General features: G+C 70.6%; 26 protein-coding genes and 3 pseudogenes. 15 read left to right on the top strand and 14 right to left on the bottom strand.

Annotated features, from left to right (window positions below):
• Nucleotides 1-35: 35 nt before the first annotated feature.
• From ACIRPX_RS35555 to ACIRPX_RS35575, 5 genes are all read right to left on the bottom strand, one after another.
• Nucleotides 36-1,880, bottom strand: coding sequence for a TerD family protein (locus ACIRPX_RS35555; RefSeq protein WP_404203052.1), 1,845 nt, complete (start codon nt 1,878-1,880; stop codon nt 36-38).
• Between the two features lie 441 nt (nt 1,881-2,321).
• Nucleotides 2,322-3,125 (bottom strand): lactonase family protein, encoded by an 804-nt coding sequence (locus ACIRPX_RS35560; RefSeq protein ID WP_404203054.1) that lies wholly within the window; start codon nt 3,123-3,125, stop codon nt 2,322-2,324.
• 53 nt (nt 3,126-3,178) lie between these two features.
• Nucleotides 3,179-3,460 (bottom strand): hypothetical protein, encoded by a 282-nt coding sequence (locus tag ACIRPX_RS35565; protein WP_404203056.1) that lies wholly within the window; start codon nt 3,458-3,460, stop codon nt 3,179-3,181.
• 523 nt (nt 3,461-3,983) lie between these two features.
• A complete protein-coding gene (locus ACIRPX_RS35570) occupies nt 3,984-4,742 on the bottom strand; it encodes an SDR family NAD(P)-dependent oxidoreductase (RefSeq protein ID WP_404203058.1) in 759 nt (252 codons plus the stop codon).
• A gap of 67 nt (nt 4,743-4,809) precedes the next feature.
• Nucleotides 4,810-5,469, bottom strand: coding sequence for a peroxiredoxin-like family protein (locus ACIRPX_RS35575; protein ID WP_404203060.1), 660 nt, complete (start codon nt 5,467-5,469; stop codon nt 4,810-4,812).
• A 148-nt stretch (nt 5,470-5,617) separates the two neighbouring features.
• Between ACIRPX_RS35575 and ACIRPX_RS35580 the strand changes: the two genes are divergently transcribed.
• A complete protein-coding gene (locus ACIRPX_RS35580) occupies nt 5,618-6,238 on the top strand; it encodes a TetR/AcrR family transcriptional regulator (protein ID WP_404203062.1) in 621 nt (206 codons plus the stop codon).
• A 201-nt stretch (nt 6,239-6,439) separates the two neighbouring features.
• Here the strand turns inward: ACIRPX_RS35580 and ACIRPX_RS35585 are convergent, their stop codons facing one another.
• On the bottom strand, nt 6,440-7,372 hold the full coding sequence (locus tag ACIRPX_RS35585) for an aminoglycoside phosphotransferase family protein (protein WP_404203064.1): 933 nt from the start codon (nt 7,370-7,372) through the stop codon (nt 6,440-6,442).
• 266 nt (nt 7,373-7,638) lie between these two features.
• Here ACIRPX_RS35585 and ACIRPX_RS35590 point away from each other — a divergent pair, with 266 nt between their 5' ends.
• Both ACIRPX_RS35590 and ACIRPX_RS35595 read left to right on the top strand, forming a co-directional pair.
• Nucleotides 7,639-8,106 carry a hypothetical protein gene (locus ACIRPX_RS35590; RefSeq protein WP_404203066.1) on the top strand — a complete coding sequence of 156 codons (468 nt, stop codon included), beginning with the start codon at nt 7,639-7,641 and terminating at the stop codon, nt 8,104-8,106.
• Between the two features lie 249 nt (nt 8,107-8,355).
• Nucleotides 8,356-9,636, top strand: coding sequence for a hypothetical protein (locus ACIRPX_RS35595; protein ID WP_404203068.1), 1,281 nt, complete (start codon nt 8,356-8,358; stop codon nt 9,634-9,636).
• 124 nt (nt 9,637-9,760) lie between these two features.
• On the opposite strand, the gene ACIRPX_RS35600 is transcribed toward ACIRPX_RS35595, so the two are convergent.
• A complete protein-coding gene (locus tag ACIRPX_RS35600) occupies nt 9,761-10,093 on the bottom strand; it encodes a hypothetical protein (RefSeq protein WP_404203070.1) in 333 nt (110 codons plus the stop codon).
• Between the two features lie 178 nt (nt 10,094-10,271).
• Between ACIRPX_RS35600 and ACIRPX_RS35605 the strand changes: the two genes are divergently transcribed.
• A complete protein-coding gene (locus tag ACIRPX_RS35605; RefSeq protein WP_404203072.1) occupies nt 10,272-10,421 on the top strand; it encodes a hypothetical protein in 150 nt (49 codons plus the stop codon).
• 614 nt (nt 10,422-11,035) lie between these two features.
• Nucleotides 11,036-11,530 (top strand): hypothetical protein, encoded by a 495-nt coding sequence (locus ACIRPX_RS35610; protein ID WP_404203101.1) that lies wholly within the window; start codon nt 11,036-11,038, stop codon nt 11,528-11,530.
• A 258-nt stretch (nt 11,531-11,788) separates the two neighbouring features.
• On the opposite strand, the pseudogene ACIRPX_RS35615 reads toward ACIRPX_RS35610, so the two are convergent.
• Nucleotides 11,789-12,313: pseudogene (locus tag ACIRPX_RS35615) on the bottom strand (SDR family NAD(P)-dependent oxidoreductase); the annotation flags it as partial.
• Between the two features lie 47 nt (nt 12,314-12,360).
• Between ACIRPX_RS35615 and ACIRPX_RS35620 the strand changes: the two are divergent.
• From ACIRPX_RS35620 to eno, 5 genes are all read left to right on the top strand, one after another.
• Nucleotides 12,361-12,810 (top strand): MarR family winged helix-turn-helix transcriptional regulator, encoded by a 450-nt coding sequence (locus ACIRPX_RS35620; RefSeq protein WP_404203074.1) that lies wholly within the window; start codon nt 12,361-12,363, stop codon nt 12,808-12,810.
• Between the two features lie 304 nt (nt 12,811-13,114).
• Nucleotides 13,115-13,681: a hypothetical protein gene (locus tag ACIRPX_RS35625; RefSeq protein ID WP_404203076.1), complete on the top strand. Its 567-nt coding sequence runs from the start codon at nt 13,115-13,117 to the stop codon at nt 13,679-13,681.
• Nucleotides 13,682-14,135: 454 nt separating this feature from the next.
• A complete protein-coding gene (locus ACIRPX_RS35630) occupies nt 14,136-14,630 on the top strand; it encodes an inorganic diphosphatase (protein ID WP_404203078.1) in 495 nt (164 codons plus the stop codon).
• 14 nt (nt 14,631-14,644) lie between these two features.
• The gene (locus ACIRPX_RS35635; protein ID WP_404203080.1) at nt 14,645-15,397 is read left to right on the top strand and encodes a 2,3-diphosphoglycerate-dependent phosphoglycerate mutase; all 753 of its coding nucleotides are present in this window, start codon (nt 14,645-14,647) and stop codon (nt 15,395-15,397) included.
• Nucleotides 15,398-15,441: 44 nt separating this feature from the next.
• Nucleotides 15,442-16,719, top strand: a complete 1,278-nt coding sequence (gene eno / locus ACIRPX_RS35640; RefSeq protein ID WP_404203082.1) for a phosphopyruvate hydratase — start codon at nt 15,442-15,444, stop codon at nt 16,717-16,719.
• 401 nt (nt 16,720-17,120) lie between these two features.
• Here the strand turns inward: eno and ACIRPX_RS35645 are convergent, their stop codons facing one another.
• Complete coding sequence (locus ACIRPX_RS35645) at nt 17,121-17,294, bottom strand: hypothetical protein (protein ID WP_404203085.1); 174 nt, start codon at nt 17,292-17,294, stop codon at nt 17,121-17,123.
• A gap of 288 nt (nt 17,295-17,582) precedes the next feature.
• Between ACIRPX_RS35645 and crcB the strand changes: the two genes are divergently transcribed.
• From crcB to ACIRPX_RS35665, 4 genes are all read left to right on the top strand, one after another.
• Nucleotides 17,583-18,008: a fluoride efflux transporter CrcB gene (crcB, locus tag ACIRPX_RS35650; RefSeq protein WP_404203097.1), complete on the top strand. Its 426-nt coding sequence runs from the start codon at nt 17,583-17,585 to the stop codon at nt 18,006-18,008.
• Nucleotides 18,005-18,358 carry a DUF190 domain-containing protein gene (locus ACIRPX_RS35655; protein ID WP_404203087.1) on the top strand — a complete coding sequence of 118 codons (354 nt, stop codon included), beginning with the start codon at nt 18,005-18,007 and terminating at the stop codon, nt 18,356-18,358. The genes crcB and ACIRPX_RS35655 overlap by 4 nt, the downstream gene beginning before the upstream one ends.
• Nucleotides 18,355-18,729 carry a fluoride efflux transporter FluC gene (locus ACIRPX_RS35660; RefSeq protein ID WP_404203089.1) on the top strand — a complete coding sequence of 125 codons (375 nt, stop codon included), beginning with the start codon at nt 18,355-18,357 and terminating at the stop codon, nt 18,727-18,729. Before ACIRPX_RS35655 ends, ACIRPX_RS35660 begins: the two co-directional genes overlap by 4 nt.
• A gap of 74 nt (nt 18,730-18,803) precedes the next feature.
• Entirely contained in the window at nt 18,804-19,139 is a 336-nt protein-coding gene (locus ACIRPX_RS35665; protein WP_404203091.1) for a DUF190 domain-containing protein, read from the top strand.
• 75 nt (nt 19,140-19,214) lie between these two features.
• Here ACIRPX_RS35665 and ACIRPX_RS35670 read toward each other — a convergent pair whose 3' ends face one another.
• A complete protein-coding gene (locus ACIRPX_RS35670) occupies nt 19,215-19,793 on the bottom strand; it encodes a hypothetical protein (protein ID WP_404203103.1) in 579 nt (192 codons plus the stop codon).
• On the opposite strand from ACIRPX_RS35670, the pseudogene ACIRPX_RS35675 reads away from it, so the two are divergent.
• Nucleotides 19,731-20,558, top strand: a pseudogene (locus ACIRPX_RS35675) (molybdopterin dinucleotide binding domain-containing protein); the annotation flags it as partial. The gene ACIRPX_RS35670 and the pseudogene ACIRPX_RS35675 sit on opposite strands and share 63 nt — an antisense overlap.
• Here ACIRPX_RS35675 and ACIRPX_RS35680 read toward each other — a convergent pair.
• The 4 genes and pseudogenes from ACIRPX_RS35680 to ACIRPX_RS35695 form a co-directional block, all read right to left on the bottom strand.
• Nucleotides 20,553-20,868: pseudogene (locus ACIRPX_RS35680) on the bottom strand (IS5/IS1182 family transposase); the annotation flags it as partial. The pseudogenes ACIRPX_RS35675 and ACIRPX_RS35680 sit on opposite strands and share 6 nt — an antisense overlap.
• Nucleotides 20,869-20,923: 55 nt before the next feature.
• On the bottom strand, nt 20,924-21,316 hold the full coding sequence (locus ACIRPX_RS35685) for a DUF3710 domain-containing protein (RefSeq protein ID WP_404203099.1): 393 nt from the start codon (nt 21,314-21,316) through the stop codon (nt 20,924-20,926).
• Nucleotides 21,317-21,364: 48 nt separating this feature from the next.
• Nucleotides 21,365-22,114 carry an SDR family oxidoreductase gene (locus ACIRPX_RS35690; protein ID WP_404203093.1) on the bottom strand — a complete coding sequence of 250 codons (750 nt, stop codon included), beginning with the start codon at nt 22,112-22,114 and terminating at the stop codon, nt 21,365-21,367.
• Nucleotides 22,115-22,270: 156 nt separating this feature from the next.
• Nucleotides 22,271-23,176, bottom strand: a complete 906-nt coding sequence (locus ACIRPX_RS35695) for an AraC family transcriptional regulator N-terminal domain-containing protein (protein ID WP_404203095.1) — start codon at nt 23,174-23,176, stop codon at nt 22,271-22,273.
• Nucleotides 23,177-23,357 lie beyond the last annotated feature (181 nt).

The raw sequence follows: 23,357 nt of genomic DNA on the forward strand, positions 1-23,357 counted from the left end.
GGCACGTCTTCATTCGGCGCACGAAGACCCGTCGGTCATTCGTCCACGTCGACGCCATAGCCACGGGCAAGCTCGGCCAGACCGTGGTTGTAGCCCTGCCCGACGGCACGCAGCCGCCACCCTTCTCCTCGGCGGTAGACCTCGGCAAGGATCATGGTGCGTTCGGTGGTGGCGGCGTCGAGGGTGGCCCGGGCGTCCGGGGCGGCACCGATCCCGCGCGTGGCGGTGACCTCGATGGCCCCGACATCAGAGAAGGTCGCGGCACCGTCGATGGCGGCGGCGATGACGATCCGGTGAATCTCCAGCGGCAGGCGCTCCAGGTCGGCGGTGATGGCTTGTTCTGTGGGACCGTCCGTGGTGAGGCGTACCGTCCCGTCTGGGTGCTCAGGCGCGCCGTAGAAGACGAAGTCCTCATCTCCTGGCACCTGTTCCTGTGCGTCGACCGCGAAGGCAACGACGTCCACGTCGCAGACGGTCTGCTGACGCCATGTGGCCGCGACCGTCCAGGCCGTACCCGTGTCGGACAGGTCGATGACGGCCCCTCGCACCAACACCGCCGCCGGCGGCGGTGCGTCCCCGGCCCCGCTCTGTCCGGGCGCGGACATGGGTGTGGTCGTGGGTGCGTGGAGCCAGTCGGGGTCGTGGACGCGGAGGCCAAGCGTGGCGATGCGGCTCATACGCCGGTCCGTCTCGCCACCGGGGAGCACCACGACGTCGGACACGCTGGCGGAGAGGTTGACCGCCGCGGAGGCCCCGAAGGCGACAGCCCGGGCACGCGCCTCGGTTGCCGCGTCGTGGGTGCCGCCCAGGACCAGGACCCTACGCCCGGTGAGCGGTTGTTCCCTCGTGGCGGAGGACACGGTCCGTGCAGCAGCGCGCTGCGCGGGCAGACTCGGCGTTGGGGCAAGCTGTGCGACGGGCACGCCCGCGGACGTCTCCTCCACGCGGCGCTGCTGGGCGGCCCCCTTGGCCTGCCCGGGCCTCACCCGCTCCAGCAGCCGCAGATACATCGGCTCGTCCACGAGCGGGACGCCCTCATCCGCGGCACGGCGCAGCTTCCCGGATGCAGCACCGCGGTCGTTGCTGACGACCACACTGGTCTGGCCGCTCACCGAGGTCATCATGTTCAGTCCGGCCGCCACCGAGCGGGCGACCAGCTCCTCACGAGAGATCCGGGTCTCCCCGGTGATCGCGACCTTCATGCCTTGCACCAGCGAACCGCCCGGCGTCAACCGGCCTGGATTGCGGTACGCGCAGGGTGTCTTGGGGACGTACGGCTTGTAGTCCTGGCGGGGCGGGCAGTCCAGGAGCGGAAGGGACAGGCCCAGTTGCTCGGCCGCGCTCAACGAGCCACGCAGAATGCCGGAGAGGACCCGCACATCGTCCTGCGCATCATGGGCCTTGTTCTGGCGTACCCCGTAGTGCTCGGCGAGAGTACCCAACTTGAGGTCGGCCGTTGCGGGCCCGACCAGCCGGTTGAGAGCCAGCGTGCACAGCCGCCGACCGACCGGCACCCAGGAACGGACGTGGGCGAACTCGTGGGCCAGGAAGTCGTAGTCGAACTGAGCGTTGTGGGCAACCAGGACGCGACCGCCGAGGAGGCCCCCCACCTCTGGCGCGATCTCATCGAAGGTGGGGGCGCCTGCGAGGCGGTCGGAGGTGAGGCCGTGGACGTGCACCGGTCCGGGGTCGCAGCCCGGATTGAGGAGTGTCGAGAACTCTCCGGTCTGGTTTCCGTGTGCGTCCAGCGTCAGGATCGCCAGCGAGAGGACACGGTCCCGGCCGGGGTTCAACCCGGAGGTCTCGACGTCCACCAGGGCCCAGTCGTGAAGGTAGTCCGGATGAGTGGGCCACTTCGGGCTCGACGACAGCAGGACCATATGAGGCTCCCCTCGCCACGGTGATCATCAACCTGTGGGATTTTCGCACGCCTTGAGCGCCCCTCGTGGTGGTTTCGTAACGGACAGCCATCGCGCCAGGCACCCTTGCGCGCCGTACAAGTCAGCCGAAGCGACCTATACGGCGGGCATGAAACCGATCAGCAGCTGACGGACCAGACACGCCGCTCCCGGCCTGGTGCCACGGAGCCGTCCCGCCTGCGAGCGTCCTCCGGTTCGCCCTTCGCGTCCATGTCCGCGGGGCATCGCTCTCGCTCTCCCGGTAACCCCTTGGTCATCGATTCGGCGCCCGCTCCCCGTCGCCGCATGCCGCTGGGCGAAAGCTGACCACGCAGAGCCCTGGTCCCGCGCCTCGGGAGCGTGCCGCCCATGCGTCCCGAGGCGCTGGGACGGGGCCGCCGTCGACACGGCGGCCCCGGTTGGTCACAAGGCGACTATGCCTTCTCCGCCGACCGCGTCGGGGACGGTCACGGACCCGACCTTCCGCAGCACTCCCCCGGCCTCGATGCGGAAGGCGTCGACACCGCCGGGGCCACCGGTCTGGACGTAGAGGAACCTGCCGTCGCCCGAGACGGCCGCATCGACGGTGCCGGGCCCTGTGGCGGTCGTGCCGTCGGTGGTGATCGCGCCGTCCGCGCCGACGCTCAGTCCCGTGATGGAGCCGCTGCCGGCGTTCGAGGCATACAGGTGGCTGCCCGCCCTGACGATCCAGCACGTCCCTGCCTGGTCCGTGGCCTTCTCGTCCAGCTTGGTCAGACGCCCGCTCGACCCGACACGATAGGTCGCCACGGCGTTCGGCCCGGCCTCCGTGACGACGAGCCGTCCCGCACCGTCGAAGGTGAGGCCGAAGGGGACGGCTCCGGGCGCGCTCGTGGTGACGGGCTGTGCCGCGAGGCCCCGCGACCCGACCGGGAAGACCATGATGCTGTTCCCGCCGGCCTTGGTCGTGATGACGAGCCTGCTGCCGTCCGGCGTGAAGTCCAACTGGGCCGGTGTGTGCGTGAACGCGGGGGTACCGGTGGCGCCCAGGTCCAGGCCCCGGTGCCACGAGAGCACCTTCACCAGGCGCCCCTCGACGCTGCGATAGCCCTGCACCGACCCGCCGTCGAGGGCGTTGAGGACGTAGACGAGACCGTCGTGGACGGCGACGCTCACGGGGAACTGGCCCCCGGAGGAGATGACTTGGCGCCGGATCAGCCGATCGCCGCGGACCGAGAAGACGGTCACGGTGTTGCTGCCCGCATTGACGGCGTAGAGGAGGTGCTGGCTGCGGTCGTAGGTCAGCGAGCCCTGCGAGGCAGGTCGTCGACCACGGCGCCGTCGAGCCTGCCGCCTCGTCCGCCCGTGGCGTAGACGTGCTGGTGGACGAGCGATCCGTCCGCCTGTCGGTCGTACGCGACGACCGTGTTCCCGTCCACCGCGTCCGTCTGCACGAACACGGGCGCACCCGGGGACTTCTGGTGGCGCTGCCCCGCCGTCGCGGGAGCCACGGACACGGTCACCGACGCGGCGGTGACGAAACCCATGACCACAATCTGCGCGACACGGTTCTTCCTGCTCATACATACCTCATTCCGATGGACGACAGAGCACTGCCGCCCACGCTCCGTGCGGGGCCCGAAACAGCCCCGCTCAGGGCATAGGCATCGGCGGGCGAGGATCTTCTTACCGCTGCACGGTCAGACGTTCGCCGGACGTAAGAACTCCCCTCCGGCGAGGCCTCGTTGCCCATACGCACGTCGGCGGCCTGCTCCTGGCGTGGGCACCGCAAAACGCCGGCGAGGAGCCGGCCGAGGAGCTAGAGGGCCTGGGCGCAGGCCCTGTTCCTCCGCGCCGACGTGCGTTTCGACGACGACGTCCGCAAGCTGGTCGGCCGGGCGGTCGAGCGGTTCGGCAGGATCGACGTCGCGTTCAACAACGCCGATACCGAGGGCCGGCGCTATCCCGGCCACCGACCTGGCGGAGGAGCTCTACGCCGGGACCTTCGACACGAGCGTCAAGGGCACCCTGTTGAGCATGAAGCACGAGGTGCGCGCCATCCGGGAGAGCGGCGGCGGCAGCATCGTCCACGTCAGGCTCGCGATGTCAGCGCGGATCGGAGACGTCCCAGATCTCTCCGGTGGCATCACCGGTGAGCCGGTCGACCAGCGATCGGGCGGAGTCGTCGGCGCTGATCAGCCTGCCTTCTTCGTAAGTACGCAGGAAACGGGCATGGGTGGCTTCGTCGAGCCGCCCTCCTCCCTCGCGGCGCATCAGGCCCTGCATCGCCGTGTCCACCGATCCGGGCCGGTAGACGTTGGCGGTGACGCCCGTGCGGTGGAGTTCGGCCGCGAGGTTGAGGGTGTGGGCTTCCAGGGCGGCCTTGGTGGCGGCGTAGGCGTTACCACCGATCAACGCCTCCGGATGGGCGACGATGCCGCTCGAGACATTGACGATGCGTCCCCATCCCGCCGCCGTCATGTGAGGCAATGCCGTGAAGGACAGCGCGGCGGGCGTGATCACGTTGAGGCGGAAGGCCGCACCCCAGGTGTGCGGGTCCATGTCGGTGCTCCGCCCGAGGGGTTCGACGGTGGCCGCGTTGTTGACCAGGACGTCGACAGGGCCGAGTTGAGCGGCCGTACGGTCCACGACCGCGGCCACGGAGGCGGGTTCACCGAGGTCGGCGGCAACGACGACGGCACGGCCGCCCTGCTCCGTGACCAGCTTGGCGGTCCGGGACAGTTCGTCCTCGCTGCGCGCCACGAGCGCCAGCCATGCGCCCCGTTCGGCGAGGGACAGCGCGACGGCACGTCCGATCCCGCGGCCCGCACCCGTCACCAGGGCGACTTTGCCGTAGAGGGACATGATCTGCTCCGATCAGAGGGTGGGGTGGAGGGGACGCGTCGTGCGAGCTTCACGGGCCGGGCGCGGGTCAGCCGATCGCTTCGCCGAGGGCCGCACGGATCTGGGCGGACTCGGTACGGGTGGCGTAGTTCGGGTGCACGTCGATCCACCGCAAGACGCCTGCGGCATCGACCACCGCCACGGTCGGCATGACGATGTCGTGGGTGCCGTCGGCGTTCACCTCGGCGAGGTCGAGGCCGAGGGATGCCTGCGCCCCCTGGGTCCGGTCGGACGGACGGGTCACGATGCCGAGCGCGCGACCGATGACGTTGCCCGGGTCGGAGAGGACGGCGTAGGAGAGGTCGTTGGCCTCCGCCATGGTCAGTGAACCGTCCGGTTTCTGCGGGCTGACGGCGATCAGCGCGATGCCGCGCTCGTCCAGCTCGCCGGCCAGATCCCGCTGATAGGTGCGCAGCGCCAGGTTGCAGTACGGGCACCACGCGCCGCGATAGAACACGACGACTGCGGGCCGGTCCTCGCGAACCTGCTTCAGCGTGGTGATGTTCCCCTGGACATCCAGCAGCGACGCGTCCGGCATGGGGGTACCCACCTCGGCGATACCGGCCGGCACTCCCGCGGCGTCCAACTCGGCCTGTTCGGCCTGGAACGCCTCCAGCGCCTCCGCCGGCACCTGTCCGGCCATGCCCTTGGTGAGGGCGGCGGCCTGATCAGCGATGGGCATGGTCATGGTCTGTCCTTTCGGCGATGAGCCCGCGAAACGGGCACGGTGGCCGCCCCTGCACTCCGTCATTTCTAGAGCGGCAGCTCTAATCGTGTGGGTCAGAAATTAGAATGTCAACTCTAGAAATTTGCTCGGGACCTGATACCGTGGACGCGTGAGGAGCACCACCGAGACGCGACGCCTGACCGCCAAGGGACGCGCCACTCGCGACCGCATCGTGACCGCGGCGGCGACGCTCATGCACGACCGCGGGGTGGCCGGTACCAGCACGGAGGACATCCTCGAAGCCGCCCAGGTCACCAGCCCGTCGCAGCTCTACCACTACTTCGGTGACAAGAAGTCACTCGTCCAGGCCGTGATCGAGTACCAGACCGAGCACGTCCTCGCCTTCCAGCGCCCGCTGCTGCGCCTGGACAGCATTCAGGCCCTGGAGGCATGGCGCGACGCCATCATCACCTCGCAGCAGGCCCGCGGCTGCCGGGGCGGCTGCCCGATCGGCTCCCTGGCCGCCGAACTGTCCGATGCCGACCCCCAGGCCCGCGCCCAGCTCGCGGCGGGCTACACACAATGGGAGGACGCCATCCGCGACGGACTGCGGTCGATGCAGGAGAGAGGCGAGCTGGAGCAGGATGCCGACCCCGGCCAGCTCGCTCTCGCCCTGCTGACCGCGCTTCAGGGCGGCCTGCTCATGACCCAGACACGCCGCGACACCGTGGCCCTCGAGACAGTCCTGACCGCGATGATCGACCGGATCCGGTGCCACGCGGTCGGCTAACCCGTACCTGGACAGTGGATCTCGCGCTGTGAGTGACCACGGTTCATGGGGCGGGGTGATCCCATGGACGAGCAGTGGGCGCTCTTGGAGCCGTGGTTGCCGAAGGGGCTGAGGGGGCGAAGGGGCTGAAGCGGAGCGGCCGCCCGTCCGGCCTCGGCGGCAGCTGATGGGCCAGGTCTACGACCTGTTCCGCCGAAGGCACTACGAGCCTTCGGTCAGCAACTCCGCGAGGCGGTCGGCCACTTCCGTCAGCCGGTCCAGCCGAGGTCCGCTGCGGGCGATGCGAAATCCGTGACGGCGACCCCAGAACGCAGCCTGGACGGCGTGGAACTGGGCCCATCGCTCAACGCGCCCACGGTCGGGTTCCGCGGCCTCGGCGAAGACGTCCAGGACACGGTGGACAGCCTTGCGCAGGTCATCCGCCTCAAGGAGCGCCGGCGCACGGGACTTCAGCAACGTGCCGCCGTCGTAGGCCGGATCTCCCGCATACCCCTTGGGATCGACGGCCAGCCACGGTTCGCGGTCGGCACGCAGGATGTTCCGGGCATGCAGGTCGCCGTGGATGAGGGTGTCCGGCTGGGCCCGGCCCAGTTCCTGAACGGTCGCAACGGCGGCATCCAGCACCTGACGCGGCACGGCATGGGGCAACTCCTGGGCATCCTTGCGCAGTTGCTCCTCCCAGGCACCGGCCTGCTCACGCAGCCGGGGCAGACCGGGCGGTGCGGGGATGGCCAGGCGGCGGTTGAGCCGCCCGGCGACCCTCACCACCTCGTCGCCGCCCTCGGTCTCCGCCAGGGTCGACGCCTGAACCCGCTCCAGAAGCATCGCGAACCGAGCGTCGTCGCGCTCGTGCAACAAGACGGCGCCGCAGCCGCCCCACGCAACGAACGCGTCTGGCTCGTGGACGTTGCCGGGATGCGGAAACGACACCTTCAGCACGGCACTCTCCCCTGCCCGCCGCCGTACCGGAACGATGACGCCGACGCCCCCGTACATGACGTCGCCATCCGACACGCACCCCCAGCGCCCCAGCAACTCCTCCACGATCGCGGGCAGTTCGACGAGCCATGCCGCCCCGGCTTCGCCTTCGCGGCCGACGGTGCCGTGCGCGAACTCCTCTGGGGTGGCGATCATCCCGGCACCCTACGCGCCGGCCCAGCACAGCCATCAAGCCCAGGGCGCCGTCCCCGCCGCCGGACGGACCCTGCACTGCGAAGATCCCGATCTATGGCTGCAACAGTGGAATCGGCCCAGCCGCTCGACGACTGTCTCACCGGCACAGACACAGACACAGGCACAGGCACCCGCCCGCCCTGGCCCGGCCTTCGGATCCGAATGCGTGCTCGGTAGCATCGCGTCGTGGCTTGGAAGAGGTTTCGCCCGACTGGTCGAGTGTGCCCGTGAGTGACGATGTCCTCTCTGTCATTCCGACCGACTCGTACTGGCAGCCTGAGCCGGCCGCGGCCCAGCGTGCTGCCTCGCTCGTGGAGCACCTGGCTCCCGGGCTCCCCGGCGGTGGCGGCGTCGAGACGGACGTCACCTGGCACGACGCGCTCACCGTGGTCGACTGTGGTCAGAATCTGGAGAAGATCGGTTGCCCCCGATGCGGCGCGACGATCGACACCGCGTGGTGGGCCGACCTGCTCGAAGCTCACTGCGGCGACGGCTTCGCGACGCTCGCGGTCGTGCTCCCCTGCTGCGGCGCCGCGACCTCGTTGGACACGCTGGAGTACGACTGGCCCTGCGGCTTCGCCCGGTTCGAGATCGCGGTCTGGAACCCGGAGCGTGTCTGGTTCAGCGACGAGGAGCTGACCGCCATCGGGAACGCACTGGGGCATCCGGTGCGGCAAGTCAGGGCCCACATCTGACGCCCGTCAGCCTGCGAGGTCCGACACCACCCTTTCCAGTCCAGGAGCGGCGAATCACCGCCTCCGTCCTGCCCTGGGCGGATCCGCCGAGTGAAGAACCCTGTCACCCCGTCTTGAGCAGCCCTTTGCGTGCCGCGCCGCCAGAAATATGACGTTCATCATTTTATCTACCTTATGGTGCGATAGATCCACTTCGTTCATGAGGGGGGCCGCACGACGCGCCTTCGCACGGCGCGGGTTGGGATGCCCATGAGTGACATCAGCCGCAGAAGCACGGCACGCCTCGGCTTGGGCGTCGGCCTCGGAGCCGCCGCAGCGACGCTCACCGGATGCGGGCACGACGAGCACCACAGCCGGAGCCCGACAGGCCCAGGACACCACCCCGACCAGCCCGCGGCAGGCGCCAAGCAGGCGCTGCCGCGGCTGATCGGCGACGGCTCCACCGCGTACACCGGCCGGCAGCCCAGACAGCCCGCCGCGCCCACGCGTCTTGAGGCGGGCCGGAAGCCACCGCAGTTCGTGATCTTCTCCTGGGACGGTGCCGGTGAGGTGGGCACCGGCCTGTTCCCGCGCTTCCTCGAACTGGCACGCCGGCACGACGCCGGCATGACATTCTTCCTCTCCGGCCTCTACCTGCTCCCCGAGGCGCGAAAGCGGCTCTACGACCCGCCGAACAACCCCCAGGGCGCCTCCGACATCGGCTATCTGACCAACGCCCACCTCAAAGAGACGCTCAAGTACGTCCACCAGGCATGGACCGACGGACACGAGATCGGCACCCACTTCAACGGCCACTTCTGCTCCGGCTCCGGCTCCGTCGCCAACTGGACGCCCGCCCAGTGGCAGAGCGAGATCGAGCAGGCCCGTACGTTCGTCAAGACCTGGCGTACCAACACCGGTTGGCACGATCAGCCGTCGCTGCCGTTCGACTACGACAAGGAACTCGTCGGCGGCCGCACCCCCTGCCTGCTGGGCCAGGAGAACCTGCTGCCGGTCGCCCGCAAGCTCGGCTGGCGCTACGACGCCTCCTCGCCCGGTGGCGTTCAGCGCTGGCCCTCGAAGAAGCACGGCGTGTGGGACCTGCCGTTGCAGGCCATCCCGTTCCCCGGCCACCGCTTCGAGGTCCTGTCGATGGACTACAACATCCTCGCCAACCAGTCGCACAACTCCACCCGCGCCCCCTCCTACCACTACCCGGCCTGGCGCACCCAGGCCACGCAGTCCTACCTGGCCGGCTTCCAGCGCGCCTACGAGACGAACCGCGCGCCGATGTTCATCGGCAACCACTTCGAGGAGTGGAACGGCGGCATCTACATGGACGCCGTCGAGGCGACCCTCACACACATCGCCGGCAAGAAGGACGTACGCCTCGTGTCCTTCCGGCAGTTCGTCGACTGGCTCGATGCCCAGGACCCCGCCGTCCTCGCCAAGCTGCGCGCTCTCGAGGTCGGCCAGACCCCACCCGGCGGCTGGAACGCCTACCTGCAACCCACCGGCAGGACCAAGACCGCCGCCGGAAAACCCGCGTAGGGCGAAGCCAACACCCGGGCAACATCCGGGCAACAGCGGACCCACCACCCGGCCCCGGCCGGGGCCGTACGCGCGGTCCGCACGCAACCCGGTCGCGCCGGCCGGGTTGCGTGCGGTCATCGCTTCAGCTCAGGTCGTCCGCCGTCGGCAGGCCGATCAGAAGCACCGGCAGGCGGGCCTCACGCGCCAAAGTGCGGGCGACGGGCCCCAGACCATCGGTTGCCATGACGACACCGTCTCCGTCGGCGATGGTCTCGACGACTTCGACCACGTCCGACGAGTAACCGAGGACGGCGCCGGTGACGGTGGGCCGGGCCCCGGCCACCGGATCGTCGCCCGCGGAATCCGCGGGGCAGGGCGTGAGGGGGATCGTGCGGGTACGGGCGAGCAGCAGCCCGGCAAGGATGCGGCGGGTCGACCGGCTCGGCCCGGAGGCGGCCCCACCGCACCGGGTCACCCACCGGCGCCTGGTCCGGGGCTGACGCCCCGCCGGTCAGGAGTCTTCGCCATCGCACAGCTCGGCCACGCGGCGGCAACCGTCCTACGGGCGGCTCAGCTCGCCGTCGTCGACCCGTCCGGCGGCGCATCCGCGAGGAGTGGGCCCCCGGACGGCCGGCCCCGGTGCGCGGGATCGCGTGCACACCGCAGTCCCCCCGGGGGGGCATACGGCCATCCAGGTCGTCGCCTGCGACGGCCGGCTGCTCGGCCCGGCCCGACGCGACCACGACGGCCGTACGGCCCGTTGGGGCGCGGTCCCGGTCGGCATCGCCCGCGCGATGGGCTGACACTGGACCGTGGACGGTGACGCCCGCGCGCCGACCCGCCACGCCGGGATGCACCGACTGCCCGAAACGACCGCCCGGCCCGGCGCGCCTGCCGCCCCGTTCCCGTGGCCGACCTGGAGGCAGGAAGGCACACCCTTCCCGTGGTCGGCCTGAAGGCAGGAAGGCGCACTCCTCCCGTGGCCGGCCTGACGGCAGGAAGGGACACTCATGAACAACGAATCGGTCCGCTTCTGCCGGTACAGCCACGGGCAGACCCGCCGCCCCGACGACCGCTGCCCGCGTTGCGGGATGCCCCTCTCCCCACCGGCACAGGCGGATGACGACCGGCGGCTCGTCCGGGCGCCCCGCCGTTCGCCGCCCGAGATCCGGACGGCCTCGGCCCGGGTCCTTGGCCGGCGCCGGATCGCCCGCACGGCACCTGCCCTCACCCGTCTCACGCTCGGCGCCATCGCTCCCCGCCCGGCCGCCACCGCACGGGAGGCGCCCGTTCACATCCGGGGAGCCGCGTGCGTACGCCCGATCGTTCCTCCCCCCACCGGCGGAGGCGCCGTGCCGGTAGGACGCCTCGCGCAGCATCTGCCGGGCGAAGCCGACGCGGCCACCGGGAGGCCGGCGTGACCAGACGCCGACGTTTCGCGGCGGCCCGGCAGGCCTGGGCCCATCTGCTGCACCCGCGGCCCGCCACGGCGCGTTCGCGAGCCGACGACCTGGCCTCTTTGGTGCCGCTGCTCGACCGCGCCGCCTTCCTGCAGCCGGAGGCTGAGCAGGTCATCCGCGAATGCGCCGCTCCCGGCAAGGTCGCCGAGGATCTGGCCAAGCGGGGCAACGCCGTGGTCGTCGGCTACTGGCAGCTGCGCCGCGATCTGCTCCCCGTCGAAGTCTCCCCGGCCGGGCGGTCGGTGAAGGACGAGATCCAACGTCTGCTGCTGTATCACGAGTGGAGCGTGCACGAGGCCGTCGACTGTGCCGTCAGCCCGCAGCAGACCGCGAGGATGACCGCCGCCCGGGCCCAGATGCACGGACTCGGCGCACCCGCCGCCCGGCTGCGTGAACTGCGCCGGGACCTCACGCACGAGCAGGCGATGCTGGGCGAGGCCCGCGACAGCTAGTGACCGTCGGACCCGTACACAGGCACGCGGAAGCGGTCGGACATCGCGGCGAAGGTGCGCCGTTCGGCTGCGCGCTGTTCGGTGAATTCGGGCGCGGCAGTCGGGCCGAAGCCGACCTCCTGGTGGGAGCCGTCCAGCAGCGGGAAGACGGCGTCGCAGAATTCGTCCAGGTCGGCGCCATGTGCCTGGCCCGGGGCCGGCGAGTTCGGTGGCCACCGCGGGCGGAATCAGCTCCACCACCCGGACCGGGGTGGCGTCGAGGGCGTGGCGCAGGTTCACGGTGTAGCTGTGCAGTGCGGCTTTGGCCGCGCTGTAGAGCGGGGCGAAGGGCTGCGGGAAGAAGGCCCCGCCGGAGGTGACGTTGACCAGCACGCCGGGGCGGCCGTGGGCCAGCATCTGCGGGACGAGCAGTTGCCCGAGGTGGACCGGCGCGGCGAACAGGATGTCGATCTCGTACTGCGCCTCGCCCCAGGGGGAGCGGTCCGAGGCGATGCCCACCCGTCGTTGGACACCGGCGTTGTTGATCAGCACGTCCAGCTCCGGCATGACGTGCCGGACGTGATCGGCGAGGTGCTGCCGCCCTTCGGCGGTGGCGATGTCGTTGACGAGGGTCTCGATGCCGGGCAGACGGTCGGTGACCGCGGCGAGCCGGCCGGCGCTGCGGCCGGTGATCATGACGCGGTCGCCCGCGGCGAGATGCCGTTCGGCCAGGCCGAGGCCGATGCCCGAGCCGCCGCCGGTGATGAGCACTGCGCGCTTCTCTTGAGTTGCCATGTAAACCATCTTGGATCGCCCATGTTTACATGGCAACTCGGAGGTAGGGTGGCTCCATGACGCAGCCCCTCAGCGACTCCGAGATGGCGCGGTGGATCGCCTGGAAACGTGCGAACGAAGCAGTACTCGCCGCGGTGGCGCAAGAGATCCACAGTGCGGCCGGGCTGACCGCGGCCGACTTCGCCGTCCTCTCGCGCGTGGTCGAGAACGGCGACGGCCGCATGCCCCAGCAGACCCTCGGCGCGATGCTGGACTGGAAACGCCCCCGCCTGTCACGGCAGCTGTCCCGCATGGCCGAACGCGGACTCGTGCGGCGCGAAGACGCGCTCGGCAGGCGCGTGCTGATCATCGCGACGGACAAGGGGCGAACCGCTCTCGCGGCCTCCCGGCCGGCACACGCACGGGCCGTCCGTCGTGCCCTGTTCGAGCGCACCACCGCAGCGGACCCCGATGCCTTCTGGAACGCCGTCCAGGAGATCGCCGCACCTCCCGAGGCGGCACCGTAAGGCGCGCCTCCGAACCTTTGCCGCCCCCGGCTCATGGGCACGCGGGCGCGGTCGCCTGCCTGGACGCCTCGCGACGTCGCGAGCACATCAGCGCACTCCGCGGCCACCTCAGCGCGCTCACCCACACCCGGACGAAGCGACGCATGGACCTGAGGACGCTGTTCGGCCCGCTCCGAGCGCCTGCTCCGGCCTGGTTCGGGGCACACTGGACGTGTGCGCCGAGCGCGCCGGTGATGGGGCTCACCGCAACCGCGGCACGATGCCGATGACGGTCCCTGGTCAGGCCACGTGACCAGGAGGAGCCATGCCCGCGCCCGCCGTTTCACTCTCTCCGGTCGGCCTGCCGCGCGCGCTGCGCCGTGCCGGACGGCCGCTGACCCTCTGGTGGCCGACGCATCCACCGCCCGTCACCCCCACCCGCCGGGTATGTGTGCCGGCCCTCGCGGACATCCTCGACGACGCGGTGGCCGCCCAGCCGGCCGCCGACCGTGCCGTCGCCGCGTGCGGCGAGCCGGGTTTCGTACCCGCCTCGGCCGTCCGGGCGACGGCCGAACAGATCACCGTCTACCACCACCTGATCGTCCGGCACCTGATCGTCCGGCTGCGCGCCCTGCACCTGTCCGGCGACCTGCTGCCCGTCGGCGAGCGCGCCTCCCGGCTGCTCGCCCACCACGTGTGGATCCTCAACCAGGCGCTGAGCCTCGTGGGGGCACCCCAGACCGACCGCGGCATCGTCGCCGCCCGCCGGCAACTGAACGGGCTCGGATCCGTCGCCGGCGATCTGCGCCTCCTGCGCGAGGAGGTCCGGGACATCGCCGACCGGCCGCGTGGTGAGGCCGATCGGCCCAGTGGTGAGGAGGCGGGACCGTGACACCATCGACCGCACCAACCCCGCCCCAGGCCCGTGGCACCGGCCCGGGTGGGTGCGTGACGAGCGGCGGTGGCACAGCGTTGGTTTCACGTGCGACCGAAGCAGGAGGATGCTTCCCTCGCGGGTCGTGCCTTCTGCTTCCCGGACGGCAACGGCCCGGCACCGGCGGCGAGGCGCGCCGGTGCGCCGGTGCGCCGGTGCGCCGGTGCGCCGGTGCGCCGGTGCGCCGGGCCGTCTTACACCGGCGCCACGGACGTCACATCCCGTCAGCCCGGCGGCGCACCGGGCGAATGGCGCGACCGGGGCAGGAAGGCCCAAACAGCGACCCGCCAGGCCCCGGCAACGACCCGCCAGGCCGATGCAAAGACCCGCACGCCCGCCAAGACCCGCGTGACCGAAACCAAGACCCGCAGGAGCCGGCGCCCGGCACGGCTCCCACCACGAGGAGGACACAGTGGAGTTCGACGTGATCGTGGAGATCCCCCAGGGATCCCGCAACAAGTACGAGATGGATCACGAGCTGCACCGCATCCGGCTGGACCGTCTGCTGTTCACGTCGACGAAGTACCCGGCCGACTACGGCTACATCGAGGGCACCCTCGGCCGCGACGGTGACCCGCTCGACGCGCTCGTCCTGGTCGGCGAACCGACCTTTCCCGGCTGCACCATCGACTGCCGAGCGGTGGGGATGTTCGTGATGAAGGACGAACACGGCCCCGACGAGAAGGTGTTGTGCGTGCCCGCCCACGACCCGCGCCACGAGGACGTGCAGGACATCACCGACATCCCCGAGTTCGACCGGCTGGAGATCACCCACTTCTTCGAGGTGTACAAGGACCTGGAACCCGGCAAGTCCGTCGAGGGCTCCCACTGGGAGGGCCGCGAGCAGGCGTACGCGGAGATCGAGGCGGCCCGCGCCCGGGCCGCGGACACGGCGGCCGCGCCGTGAACGATCGACGGCCCGTGCACCCGGGATCCCTGATCCTGGTGCGGCACGGGCAGAGCACGGCCAACGTCGAGGGCCGGTTCACCGGCTGGGCCGACGTCCCGCTCACCGCGCAGGGCGAACAGGAGGCCGTGGAGGTGGCACGGCTGCTCGCACGGGACGGGCTGGTGCCGGATGTCGTGCACACCTCGGTCATGGTCCGCTCGATCCGCACCGCCGACATCCTCCTGGCCGAGTTGGACCGGCTGTGGATCCCTGTGCAGCGCACCTGGCGGCTCAACGAACGCCAGTACGGGTCCCTGACCGGCCGCCGCAAGACCCACGTCCGTCAGGAGGCGGGTTCCGACCGGTACCACGCCTGGCGCCGCTCTCTGCATGCCCGCCCGGGGCCGCTGCCTTCGCGGAGGCTGGCCCAACTGCGCGCCGACCCGCGCTATGCCGCCCTGCGGCCCGATGCGCTGCCCGCCGTGGAGAGCCTGGCCGACATGACCGCCCGCGTCGTTCCGTACTGGACGGACGTACTCGCACCCCAGTTGCGCACGACGCGCACCGTACTGGTGGTCGCGCACGGCAACTCGCTGCGTGCCCTGGCCGCCGTGCTGGACCGGCTCACCGAGCCGGAGATCGAACGGCTCAACGTGCCCACCGCCGCGCCCCTGCGCTACGACTTCGACGACTCTCTGCGCCCCCGCCCACGAGGAGGCGCCTACCTGGACCCGCGCACCGCCCAGGCGAAGGCCGCACTGGTCGCCGCCGAGGGCCACACCTGACCCGCCCGAACATCCCATCGCCGCCACCGACCGTGAGGAAGACCATGTCTTTGCAGATCGCGAGCCTGCACGCCGTCGAGGTCCTCGACTCCCGCGCCCGCCCCACCCTCGCCGTCACCCTCACCACCGCCGACGGGACCCGCGCGCGTGCCGGGGTCCCCTCCGGGGCCTCCACCGGCACCCGCGAGGCCGTCGAGCTCCGCGACGGCGACCGCGCCCGCTACAACGGCCAGGGCGTGCTCACCGCCGTCGGCCACGTCAACGGCGAGATCGCGCGGGCCCTTTCCGGCCGTGCCTTCGCCTCGGCCGCCGACGTCGACCGCGCCCTGATCGACCTGGACGGCACCGAGACGAAGTCCCGTCTGGGCGCCAACGCCATCGTCGGGGTCTCCATGGCCGCCGTACGCGCCGAAACCGCCCTCGCCGGGCGGGAGTTGTGGCAGCACATCGCACACGTGGCGGACACCGCACCGCGCCTGCCGGTGCCGCACTTCAACGTCGTCAACGGCGGCGCGCACGCCGCCAACAGCCTCGACTTCCAGGAGTTCATGCTCGCTCCGCTCGGCGCGCCGAGCCTGCCGGAGGCGGTGCGCGCCGGGTCCGAGGTGTACGCCAAACTCAAGGCCCGCCTGACGGCACAGGGCCAGCCGACCGGGCTGGGTGACGAGGGAGGCTTCGCCCCCGCCATCGACCGCCCCGAGGCCGTGCTGGAACTCATCGTCGACGCGATCACGGACGCCGGGTACACCCCGGGCCGCGACGGCGTCGCCATCGCCCTGGACCCGGCCGCCAGCGAGTTCCGCAACCAGGCCGACGGCCGCTACCGGGTGGCCGGGGAAACGCTGACCAGCGATCAGCTCATCGACCGCTACGAGGCGATCGTCAACCGTTTCCCGGTGTGGTCGATCGAGGACGGCCTCGGCGAGGACGACACCGACGGCTGGGTCCGCCTGACCGAACGCCTCGGTGACCGCGTGCAGTTGATGGGCGACGACAACTTCGTCACCAACCCGGCCATCATCACCGAGGCGATCAGCAGGAAGATCGCCAACTCCGCCCTGATCAAGGTGAACCAGATCGGCACCGTCACCGAGACCCTCGAGGCCATGCAGATCTGCCGGGCCGCCGGCTACACCCAGATGGTCTCCCACCGCTCCGGCGAGACCGACGACTCCTTCATCGCCGACCTCGTCACGGGCACCGGCAGCGGCCAGCTCAAGTCCGGCGCGCCGGCCCGCGGTGAGCGCGTCGCCAAGTACAACCGGCTGATCGAGATCGCGGCGGCCGATCCCTCGCTCCCGTTCGGCCTCGGCACCGGCTGAGACCGGACGCCTCCGGTGACGGAGCACCCGTCCGCTCTCCGGCATCCGCGGCCGTACCCGGTCGCGGGCCCTGTCGGCGATGATCTGCGCCCCGGCCAGGGCGGGGGCGTCTGCAACGTAGGCGAAGTCGAAGACGGCCGCCATCACGCGTCGGACGCTCCTGCCCGAGCGGCGGGTTCGGGGCGGTTCGGAGTCGATCCGCACCCGCTGCGACCGGGCCCCCTTGCCGATCTGCCGCTCGATCGTCTGAGAGACCTTGTCCGCCTGAGAGACCTTGTCCGGTACGCCGCGCTGCGGCCGTCCGCCACCCGCGGCACCGCGCCACCACCCGCGGCACCGCACCGCCCGCCACGCGACGCTGACGCCCGAGGCATCTGAGGTGGGCCACGGGCTCACGGCCGTCACTCCATGCATCCCGTGAGCCGCAGACAGGTCTGCTCAGCCTCGTACAGCAGCGTGTCGGCTTCCCGGACGGGGCCGCAGCCGGACACCCGGTAGACGCTGCCCGGCACGATCCGCAACCGCACGTTCGCCCGTGCCTCGGGCTCGGCGTGCCGGCGGGGCAGATCGGCCACGCCGACGAGGACGAGGACGGCGAAGGACGGACTCTCGGCGGCGCACAGCGGGGTCCGTGGAGAGCGCGGCGGCCCGGCACGCTAGTCTGGGGGTCTGCGGCCAGCGTGACGGCCGCGCGGCGGTGGGGCCCGCCGCACCCAACCGCGGCACCGTCGCCGCCAACGGTCCCTGCTTGCAGTGACGTGCGCCCCGGGCCGTCCGGGGTGCTGTGCGAGTAGGAGACCTGCGTGGGAGAGGCCCGATCCTCCGTGCTCAATGAACCCACTGATCCCGACGTCGATCTGCACATGCCCGCGCAGCGCCGTGAGCTGCGGCGCGGGCAGTGGCCGATCATCGCGGCCGTGGCCGCCGGCGGTGCGGTCGGTGCCTGCGCCCGCTACGGCGCGAGCCTGCTGTGGCCGACGGCGTCCGGCACGTTTCCCTGGACCACCTTCTGGGTGAATGTCATCGGCTGCGGCATCATCGGCGTCTTCATGGTGATCATCACCGACGTGTGGGCGGCGCACCGGCTGGTGCGGCCCTTCTTCGGAACCGGCGTTCTGGGCGGCTTCACCACGTTCTCCACGTACGCCGTGGACATCCAGCGCCTGGTCGACGACGGAAAGGCCCCCACGGGCCTGCTCTACCTCGCGGCCACCATGCTCGCGGCCATGGCGGCCGTGTGGACGACGGCGACCCTCACCCGCCGCGTGATCGAGTGGAGGCAGCCATGACACGGCTGACCGGCACCGCCCTGCGCGTGACAGTCTTCGTCGGGGAGAACGACACCTGGCACCACAAGCCCCTGTTCTCGGAGATCGTGCACCGGGCGCACAAGGCCGGCCTGGCCGGCGCCAGCGTCTTCCGGGGCATCGAGGGCTACGGCGCAACCGCATTGATCCACACCAGCCGACTGCTGTCGCTGAGCGAGGACCTGCCCGTGGCAATCGTCATCGTCGACACCGAGGAACGCGTACGCGCGTTCCTGCCCGAACTGGACGAACTGGTGAGCCAGGGCCTGGTGATCCTGGATGACTGCGAGGTCATCCGCTACGTCGGCCGTGATGCGCGGGAGGGCGTGTGAACTGGCTGCTGGTCATCGTCGGCGCCGCCGTCGGCGCCCCGCTGCGCTACCTGACCGACCGCACGGTGCAGTCCCGGCACGACACCGTCTTCCCGTGGGGGACCTTCACCGCGAATGTGGCCGGCTGCCTCACACTCGGCCTGATCACCGGAGGAGTCGTCGCCGGAGGGGTCGACTCCCACGTCCAGCTCCTCCTCGGCACCGGACTGTGCGGCGCCCTGTCCACGTACTCCACCCTCTCCTACGAAACGCTGCGGCTCACCGAGGAGGGGGCCCGCTTCTTCGCCGCGGCGAACGCGGCCGCCAGCATCGTGGCCGGCCTCGGCGCGGCGTTCACCGGAGCGGCGCTCGCCCAGTCGATCTGGGCCTGAGGGCCGCACCCCCTCCCCCACGTCCCGGTCCGCCAGTACGGTTACTGGCGTCACCTCAGTGGAGGGGGTGCGCGATGGCGTTCGAGGAGACCTCGACCCGGCTCACCATCCACCTGTCGGCGAGCGCCAGGTGGCACCACAGGCCGGCCTATGCCGAGATCGTGCACCGCGCCCACGCCCAGGGCCTGTCGGGAGCGAGCGTCTTCCACGGGATCGAGGGCTACGGCACCCACCTGACCGTCCACCACGACAGGCCGTCCCGGCTGCGCACGCACGGCCCGTGCGCGATCGTCATCGTTGACACGGAGGAGCGCCTGCACGCCTTCCTCGCCACCATCGAAGACATCCTGTCGGTGAACGGGGTCGCCGTGCTGGACCGGATACGCGTCCGCCAGCCCAGCGACCCCTGAAGGAGCCCCGCACGTCGCGGACACCGGCATCAAGATCCTGACCCGGCCACCGCCGTTCCGTGCTTCGCACGGCCTTCAGCGGCGCTGTGCGTTCTGCACTCGTCCGACCTGCCGGTCGATCAGGTCGCCGGGGAAGGACGCGCGGCCTCCGACGTTCAGTTTTTCGAACGTCACGATGACGTTCCCGGCCCGCACCACGGTGAACTGATCGTGACGGTCCCCTGGCTGGTCGGAGCCCATGTGACTGGTCTCGTGGAACCGCACGGCCTCATCGCCCGCGCCGGGTGGCTCCTCCATCGTCAGCGTGGCCTTGAACTTGCCCACCCAGCCTGTGCCCTCGTAGGCGCGGCAGGTTTTGAGTGCCTGCTCGAGCTGCGTGAAGACCTGCTCGGCCTTCCCGTCCTCGTACGCGGCAAGCGTCGAGTTGCCGCTGCAGAGGTCGCCCTTCCAGTTGAAGACCTGTTCGACGACCGTGGACGCCCCCTCGCCGTCGCGGATGTCGAGCACGGTCTGGCACGAAGGGTCGGACACCGGCGGGAAAGAGCGCTGCTTCTCCTTCGGCAGAGGGTCCTGCACAGGAACACCGTCCTCGTACGCCCCCGCGACCTCGCCGTCCAGGTGAGCACCAAGCTCCATCGCAGCCACCTCGTCCACGGCCGGCAGGCGCTCATCCTGCCGTGCCTGGGCCGGACGGAGAAGGACCGGCAGCGCGGCGGCATCCAGAGCACCTCGGTCGAGGACTCGATGAGCATGGTGCACCTGTCCGTCGGTATGAAGCGTCCCGCCTCACGGCACCTGCTCTCCGAGCCCGCCGTCATCGCCGGCATGGCGCGCGCCGCCCTCCCGGACAGCGAACCCCCCTGGGAGTGGTACGTCGAGGACTACGACCGCATCCGCGACACCATGGCCCAGGTCCTCGACGGGTTCGAGGACTGCAACCGGCGCGTGCGCCTGCCCCTCGGCTTCCGCATCGTGCAACCTGCTCGCGAACTGGTCTTCCTCACCCCGTCCGGGCGCGCCGAGTTCTCCGCCGCGCCCCTGCCCGACGTCGTCCCCGAACCGGGCACCCTGGCACTGGGCACCATGCGCTCCCACGACCAGTGGAACACGACCGTCTACTCCGACAACGACCGCTACCGGGGCGTCAAGAACCTGCGCACACTGGTCTTCATGAACGAGGACGACATGCGGGAACGCGGCATCGCCGAGTTCGACCCGGTCGACATCACGAGCACCGCGAAAGACGGCAGCCACCGTCACCTCGACGGCTACCTCGCCATCCCCTACGACATCCCCCACGGCTGCGCGGCCGGCTACATGCCGGAGAAGAACGTGCTGTGCGCCATCGGCGACTACAGCACGCAGAGCGACCAGCCCCTGATGAAACACGTCAAGGTGACCATCACGCCTGCCGGTTGAGCCGCGCTGCCGCAGCGGCCGGCGGTACGTGCCGTGGTCGTGGCCGCGGTCGGCGAAGAGCATGTCGGGCCGTCTGCGCGGCCGGCCGACGACGCCGGCCACGGCCGGGATCTTGTCCAGCAGCGGCAGCAGCGGGTGACGTCGTTGAATCGATCACCGCCCGGGACCAGTCCAGCTGGTTCTTCGAGCGCAGCTTGTTCAGCAGCAGCTGGCACAGCTGGTCCCAGACACCGGCCTCGTTCCAGGCCGCCAGGCGGCGCCAGCACGCCATGCCCGAGCCGAAGCCGAGCTCCTGGGGCAGAAACTCCCAGTCGCCCTTCCGGAGCCAACTCGCCCCGCACGGAAGGAACCCGGCACAGTCAAACTCAGTCGGAAAACAGCTTGTCCGCTTCGTTCCACCCGCCCGGTGGGGGCCACCTCAGCATGACGAGCCCATGGGGCAGGGGCGTTGCGGCGTGGATGTCGACCACAGTCCCCAGGAACACCTGCCGCATCTGCTCCGGCACGACGTCGGAGCCCGCACCCGATCCGGTCATCACACCTCGAAGCATCCACCCAGGGCCATCGCAGCCGACGAAGCGGACGGTGACCAGCACCCTGCCACCCTCACCGCCGGGCACCGTGCCGCGAAGCCCTGTCCCCAACTGCCCCGTGCTCTCGCGAACCTCACCGCCCTGGGACGCAATCTTCGCCATCAGCCTGCCCCGGACCCGCTCCCACGCCCCGTCCTCCGGTGCGCTGAAGACCTGCAACTGCAGCGAGGTGCCGGCCGCGAGGTGCTCGGGGGCACCGTGTCTGCTGGTTGGTCACTTCGCCTGGGCGAGCTGCACGGCGTCGGGACCGGCCGGGAAACGGAGTTGGCCGGTTGTGTCGTGTACGGCTCGCCACACGGTCTCGGCGACGTCGCTTTCCTTGGTGAAGAGGTCCTGGCCCGTGAAGTCGGCCATGGTCTTCTTCGCCCACGATACGTAGGGCGCCGGGATCAGCTCGTCCAGTGGGGCGCCGTTCATCGCCTTGTCTGCGAAGTTCGTCGTGAGGCAGGCGCCGGGCTCAACCGTCTTTGCCTCTACGCCGAATGGTGCCAGTTCGAGCGCGAGGGACGCAGTGAAGCCCTCGACGGCCATTTTGCTCGCCTTGTAGATGGCCGAGAGCGGCATGTGTCCCAGGACCACGCTGGAGGTCACGTTGACCACCACGCCGGTCCCGCGCTCGCGGAACCGGGGCAGCACCGCCTGCGTCATGGCCATCACGCCGAAGGTGTTGGTCTCGAAGATCTCCCGCACGCGGGCCATGGGGGTGCCCTCGAACACGCTGATCGACGGGATGCCCGCGTTGTTGACCAGGACGTCTATGGGCCCTGCTTCCTCGAACGCCGCCGTGATGCTCTCGGGCTTCGTCACGTCGAGCCCGACGATGCGGAGCCGGTCCGACTCGGGCAGGACGCCCGCACGCGGCGTCCGCATCGTGGCGATGACGTTCCACCCCTGCGCATGGAAGTGAACTGCGGTCTCCCGCCCATATCCGGAGGAGGCGCCGGTGATCAGAACTGTCTTCATGGTGTGACCTTTGCGATGTGATGGGATCCGCGGACGGGCAGGCACTTTCCTGCTCCGCGGAAGAACCGATGACCCCATTGAATCGCCCTGAACTGCTGAAACAGTAGACCTATCCTCGCCGTGACCTGCACGATCCTCCACACCGGTCGCGACTTCTCAGGGCAGAATGCCCGCGGGGGTGCGGGTCGTGTCGCGCAGACGGGCCGCGTCCCTGCTCGGGGGTGCGCCGAACTGGCGGCGGTACTCCCGGCTGAACTGCGAGGGGTTGTCGTAACCGACGCGCCGGCCGACCCCGGTGACGTCGCCGGGGCGCGTGGCGAGCAGCAGCCGGGCCTCCTGCAGCCGGATCTGCTTCTGGAACTGGGTAGGGCTCATCGCGGTCACCGCCTGGAAGTTGCGGTAGAAGGCCGAGGCGCTCATGCCGGACATGCGCGCCACGTCCTCGACCCGGAAGGGCTGCGCGTAGTGCTCACGAATCCAGCGCACGGCCCGGGAGACGTGGCTGAGCCCGCTGTCCGCCAGGCCCAACTGGCGTACTGTGGCGCCCTGTTCACCGGTGATCAGCCGCCAGAGGATCTCGCGCTTGATAAGGGGGGCGAGCACGGCACGGTCGCGGGGCTCCCCCAGCAGGCGCAGCATCCGGACCACCGCATCGAGAAGCGCGGCCGAAGCGTCGCTGACGGCGATGCCGGACGGGGTGCTTCCACCGGCGCGGGGCAGGTCGCCGGGGCCCGCCTGCAGCAGCAGCTCGGCGACGTCGGTGGGGTTCAGCGTGAGACCGAAGCCGAGGGCCGGTCGGCCGGGTTCGGCCTGGGTGAACTGCCCCGTGACGGGCAGATCGACGGAGGCGACCAGGTACTGGCCGGGACCGTACTCGTAGACCCTGTCGCCCAGTGCGAGGCGTTTGGCGCCCTGGGCGATGACCGCGAGAACGGTGCCGGACATGGAGGGGGCCGGGGGATCCGGCCGGTCGACCTTCGAGATCAGGACTCCGTCGATGGCGGTGGTCCAGTCGGGCCGCGCGTGTCGGTCCAGCAGGGAGCGGAACTCGTCGAGGTACATGCCCCCATTGCAGCACCCCACCGTCGGCACCTTCCCGAGAACGCGAGGATCGTGCAAGTCCCGGCGAGCATCGCTCTAACGTATGTGCAGGTCAGCGACGCGGCGCACCTTCGGTGCGCGCCGGGGGCGTGGTAAATCCTGTGGTGCGCGCCGAAGGTGCTTCTGTCTGCCCTGACGGGGG

The sequence above is a fragment of the Streptomyces sp. NPDC101225 genome (genome assembly GCF_044767585.1).
In the GTDB taxonomy this organism is placed as follows: domain Bacteria; phylum Actinomycetota; class Actinomycetes; order Streptomycetales; family Streptomycetaceae; genus Streptomyces.

Coding starts and splice junctions, on each gene's coding strand:
- ACIRPX_RS35620 (WP_404203074.1), top strand. CDS start 12,361: ATGACGCAGCCCCTCAGCGACTCCGAGATGGCGCGGTGGATCGCCTGG.
- crcB (WP_404203097.1), top strand. CDS start 17,583: ATGCCCGCGCAGCGCCGTGAGCTGCGGCGCGGGCAGTGGCCGATCATC.
- ACIRPX_RS35690 (WP_404203093.1), bottom strand. CDS start 22,114: ATGAAGACAGTTCTGATCACCGGCGCCTCCTCCGGATATGGGCGGGAG.
- ACIRPX_RS35655 (WP_404203087.1), top strand. CDS start 18,005: ATGACACGGCTGACCGGCACCGCCCTGCGCGTGACAGTCTTCGTCGGG.
- eno (WP_404203082.1), top strand. CDS start 15,442: ATGTCTTTGCAGATCGCGAGCCTGCACGCCGTCGAGGTCCTCGACTCC.
- ACIRPX_RS35595 (WP_404203068.1), top strand. CDS start 8,356: ATGAGTGACATCAGCCGCAGAAGCACGGCACGCCTCGGCTTGGGCGTC.
- ACIRPX_RS35575 (WP_404203060.1), bottom strand. CDS start 5,469: ATGACCATGCCCATCGCTGATCAGGCCGCCGCCCTCACCAAGGGCATG.
- ACIRPX_RS35695 (WP_404203095.1), bottom strand. CDS start 23,176: ATGTACCTCGACGAGTTCCGCTCCCTGCTGGACCGACACGCGCGGCCC.
- ACIRPX_RS35570 (WP_404203058.1), bottom strand. CDS start 4,742: ATGTCCCTCTACGGCAAAGTCGCCCTGGTGACGGGTGCGGGCCGCGGG.
- ACIRPX_RS35565 (WP_404203056.1), bottom strand. CDS start 3,460: ATGAGCAGGAAGAACCGTGTCGCGCAGATTGTGGTCATGGGTTTCGTC.
- ACIRPX_RS35585 (WP_404203064.1), bottom strand. CDS start 7,372: ATGATCGCCACCCCAGAGGAGTTCGCGCACGGCACCGTCGGCCGCGAA.
- ACIRPX_RS35625 (WP_404203076.1), top strand. CDS start 13,115: ATGCCCGCGCCCGCCGTTTCACTCTCTCCGGTCGGCCTGCCGCGCGCG.
- ACIRPX_RS35665 (WP_404203091.1), top strand. CDS start 18,804: ATGGCGTTCGAGGAGACCTCGACCCGGCTCACCATCCACCTGTCGGCG.
- ACIRPX_RS35555 (WP_404203052.1), bottom strand. CDS start 1,880: ATGGTCCTGCTGTCGTCGAGCCCGAAGTGGCCCACTCATCCGGACTAC.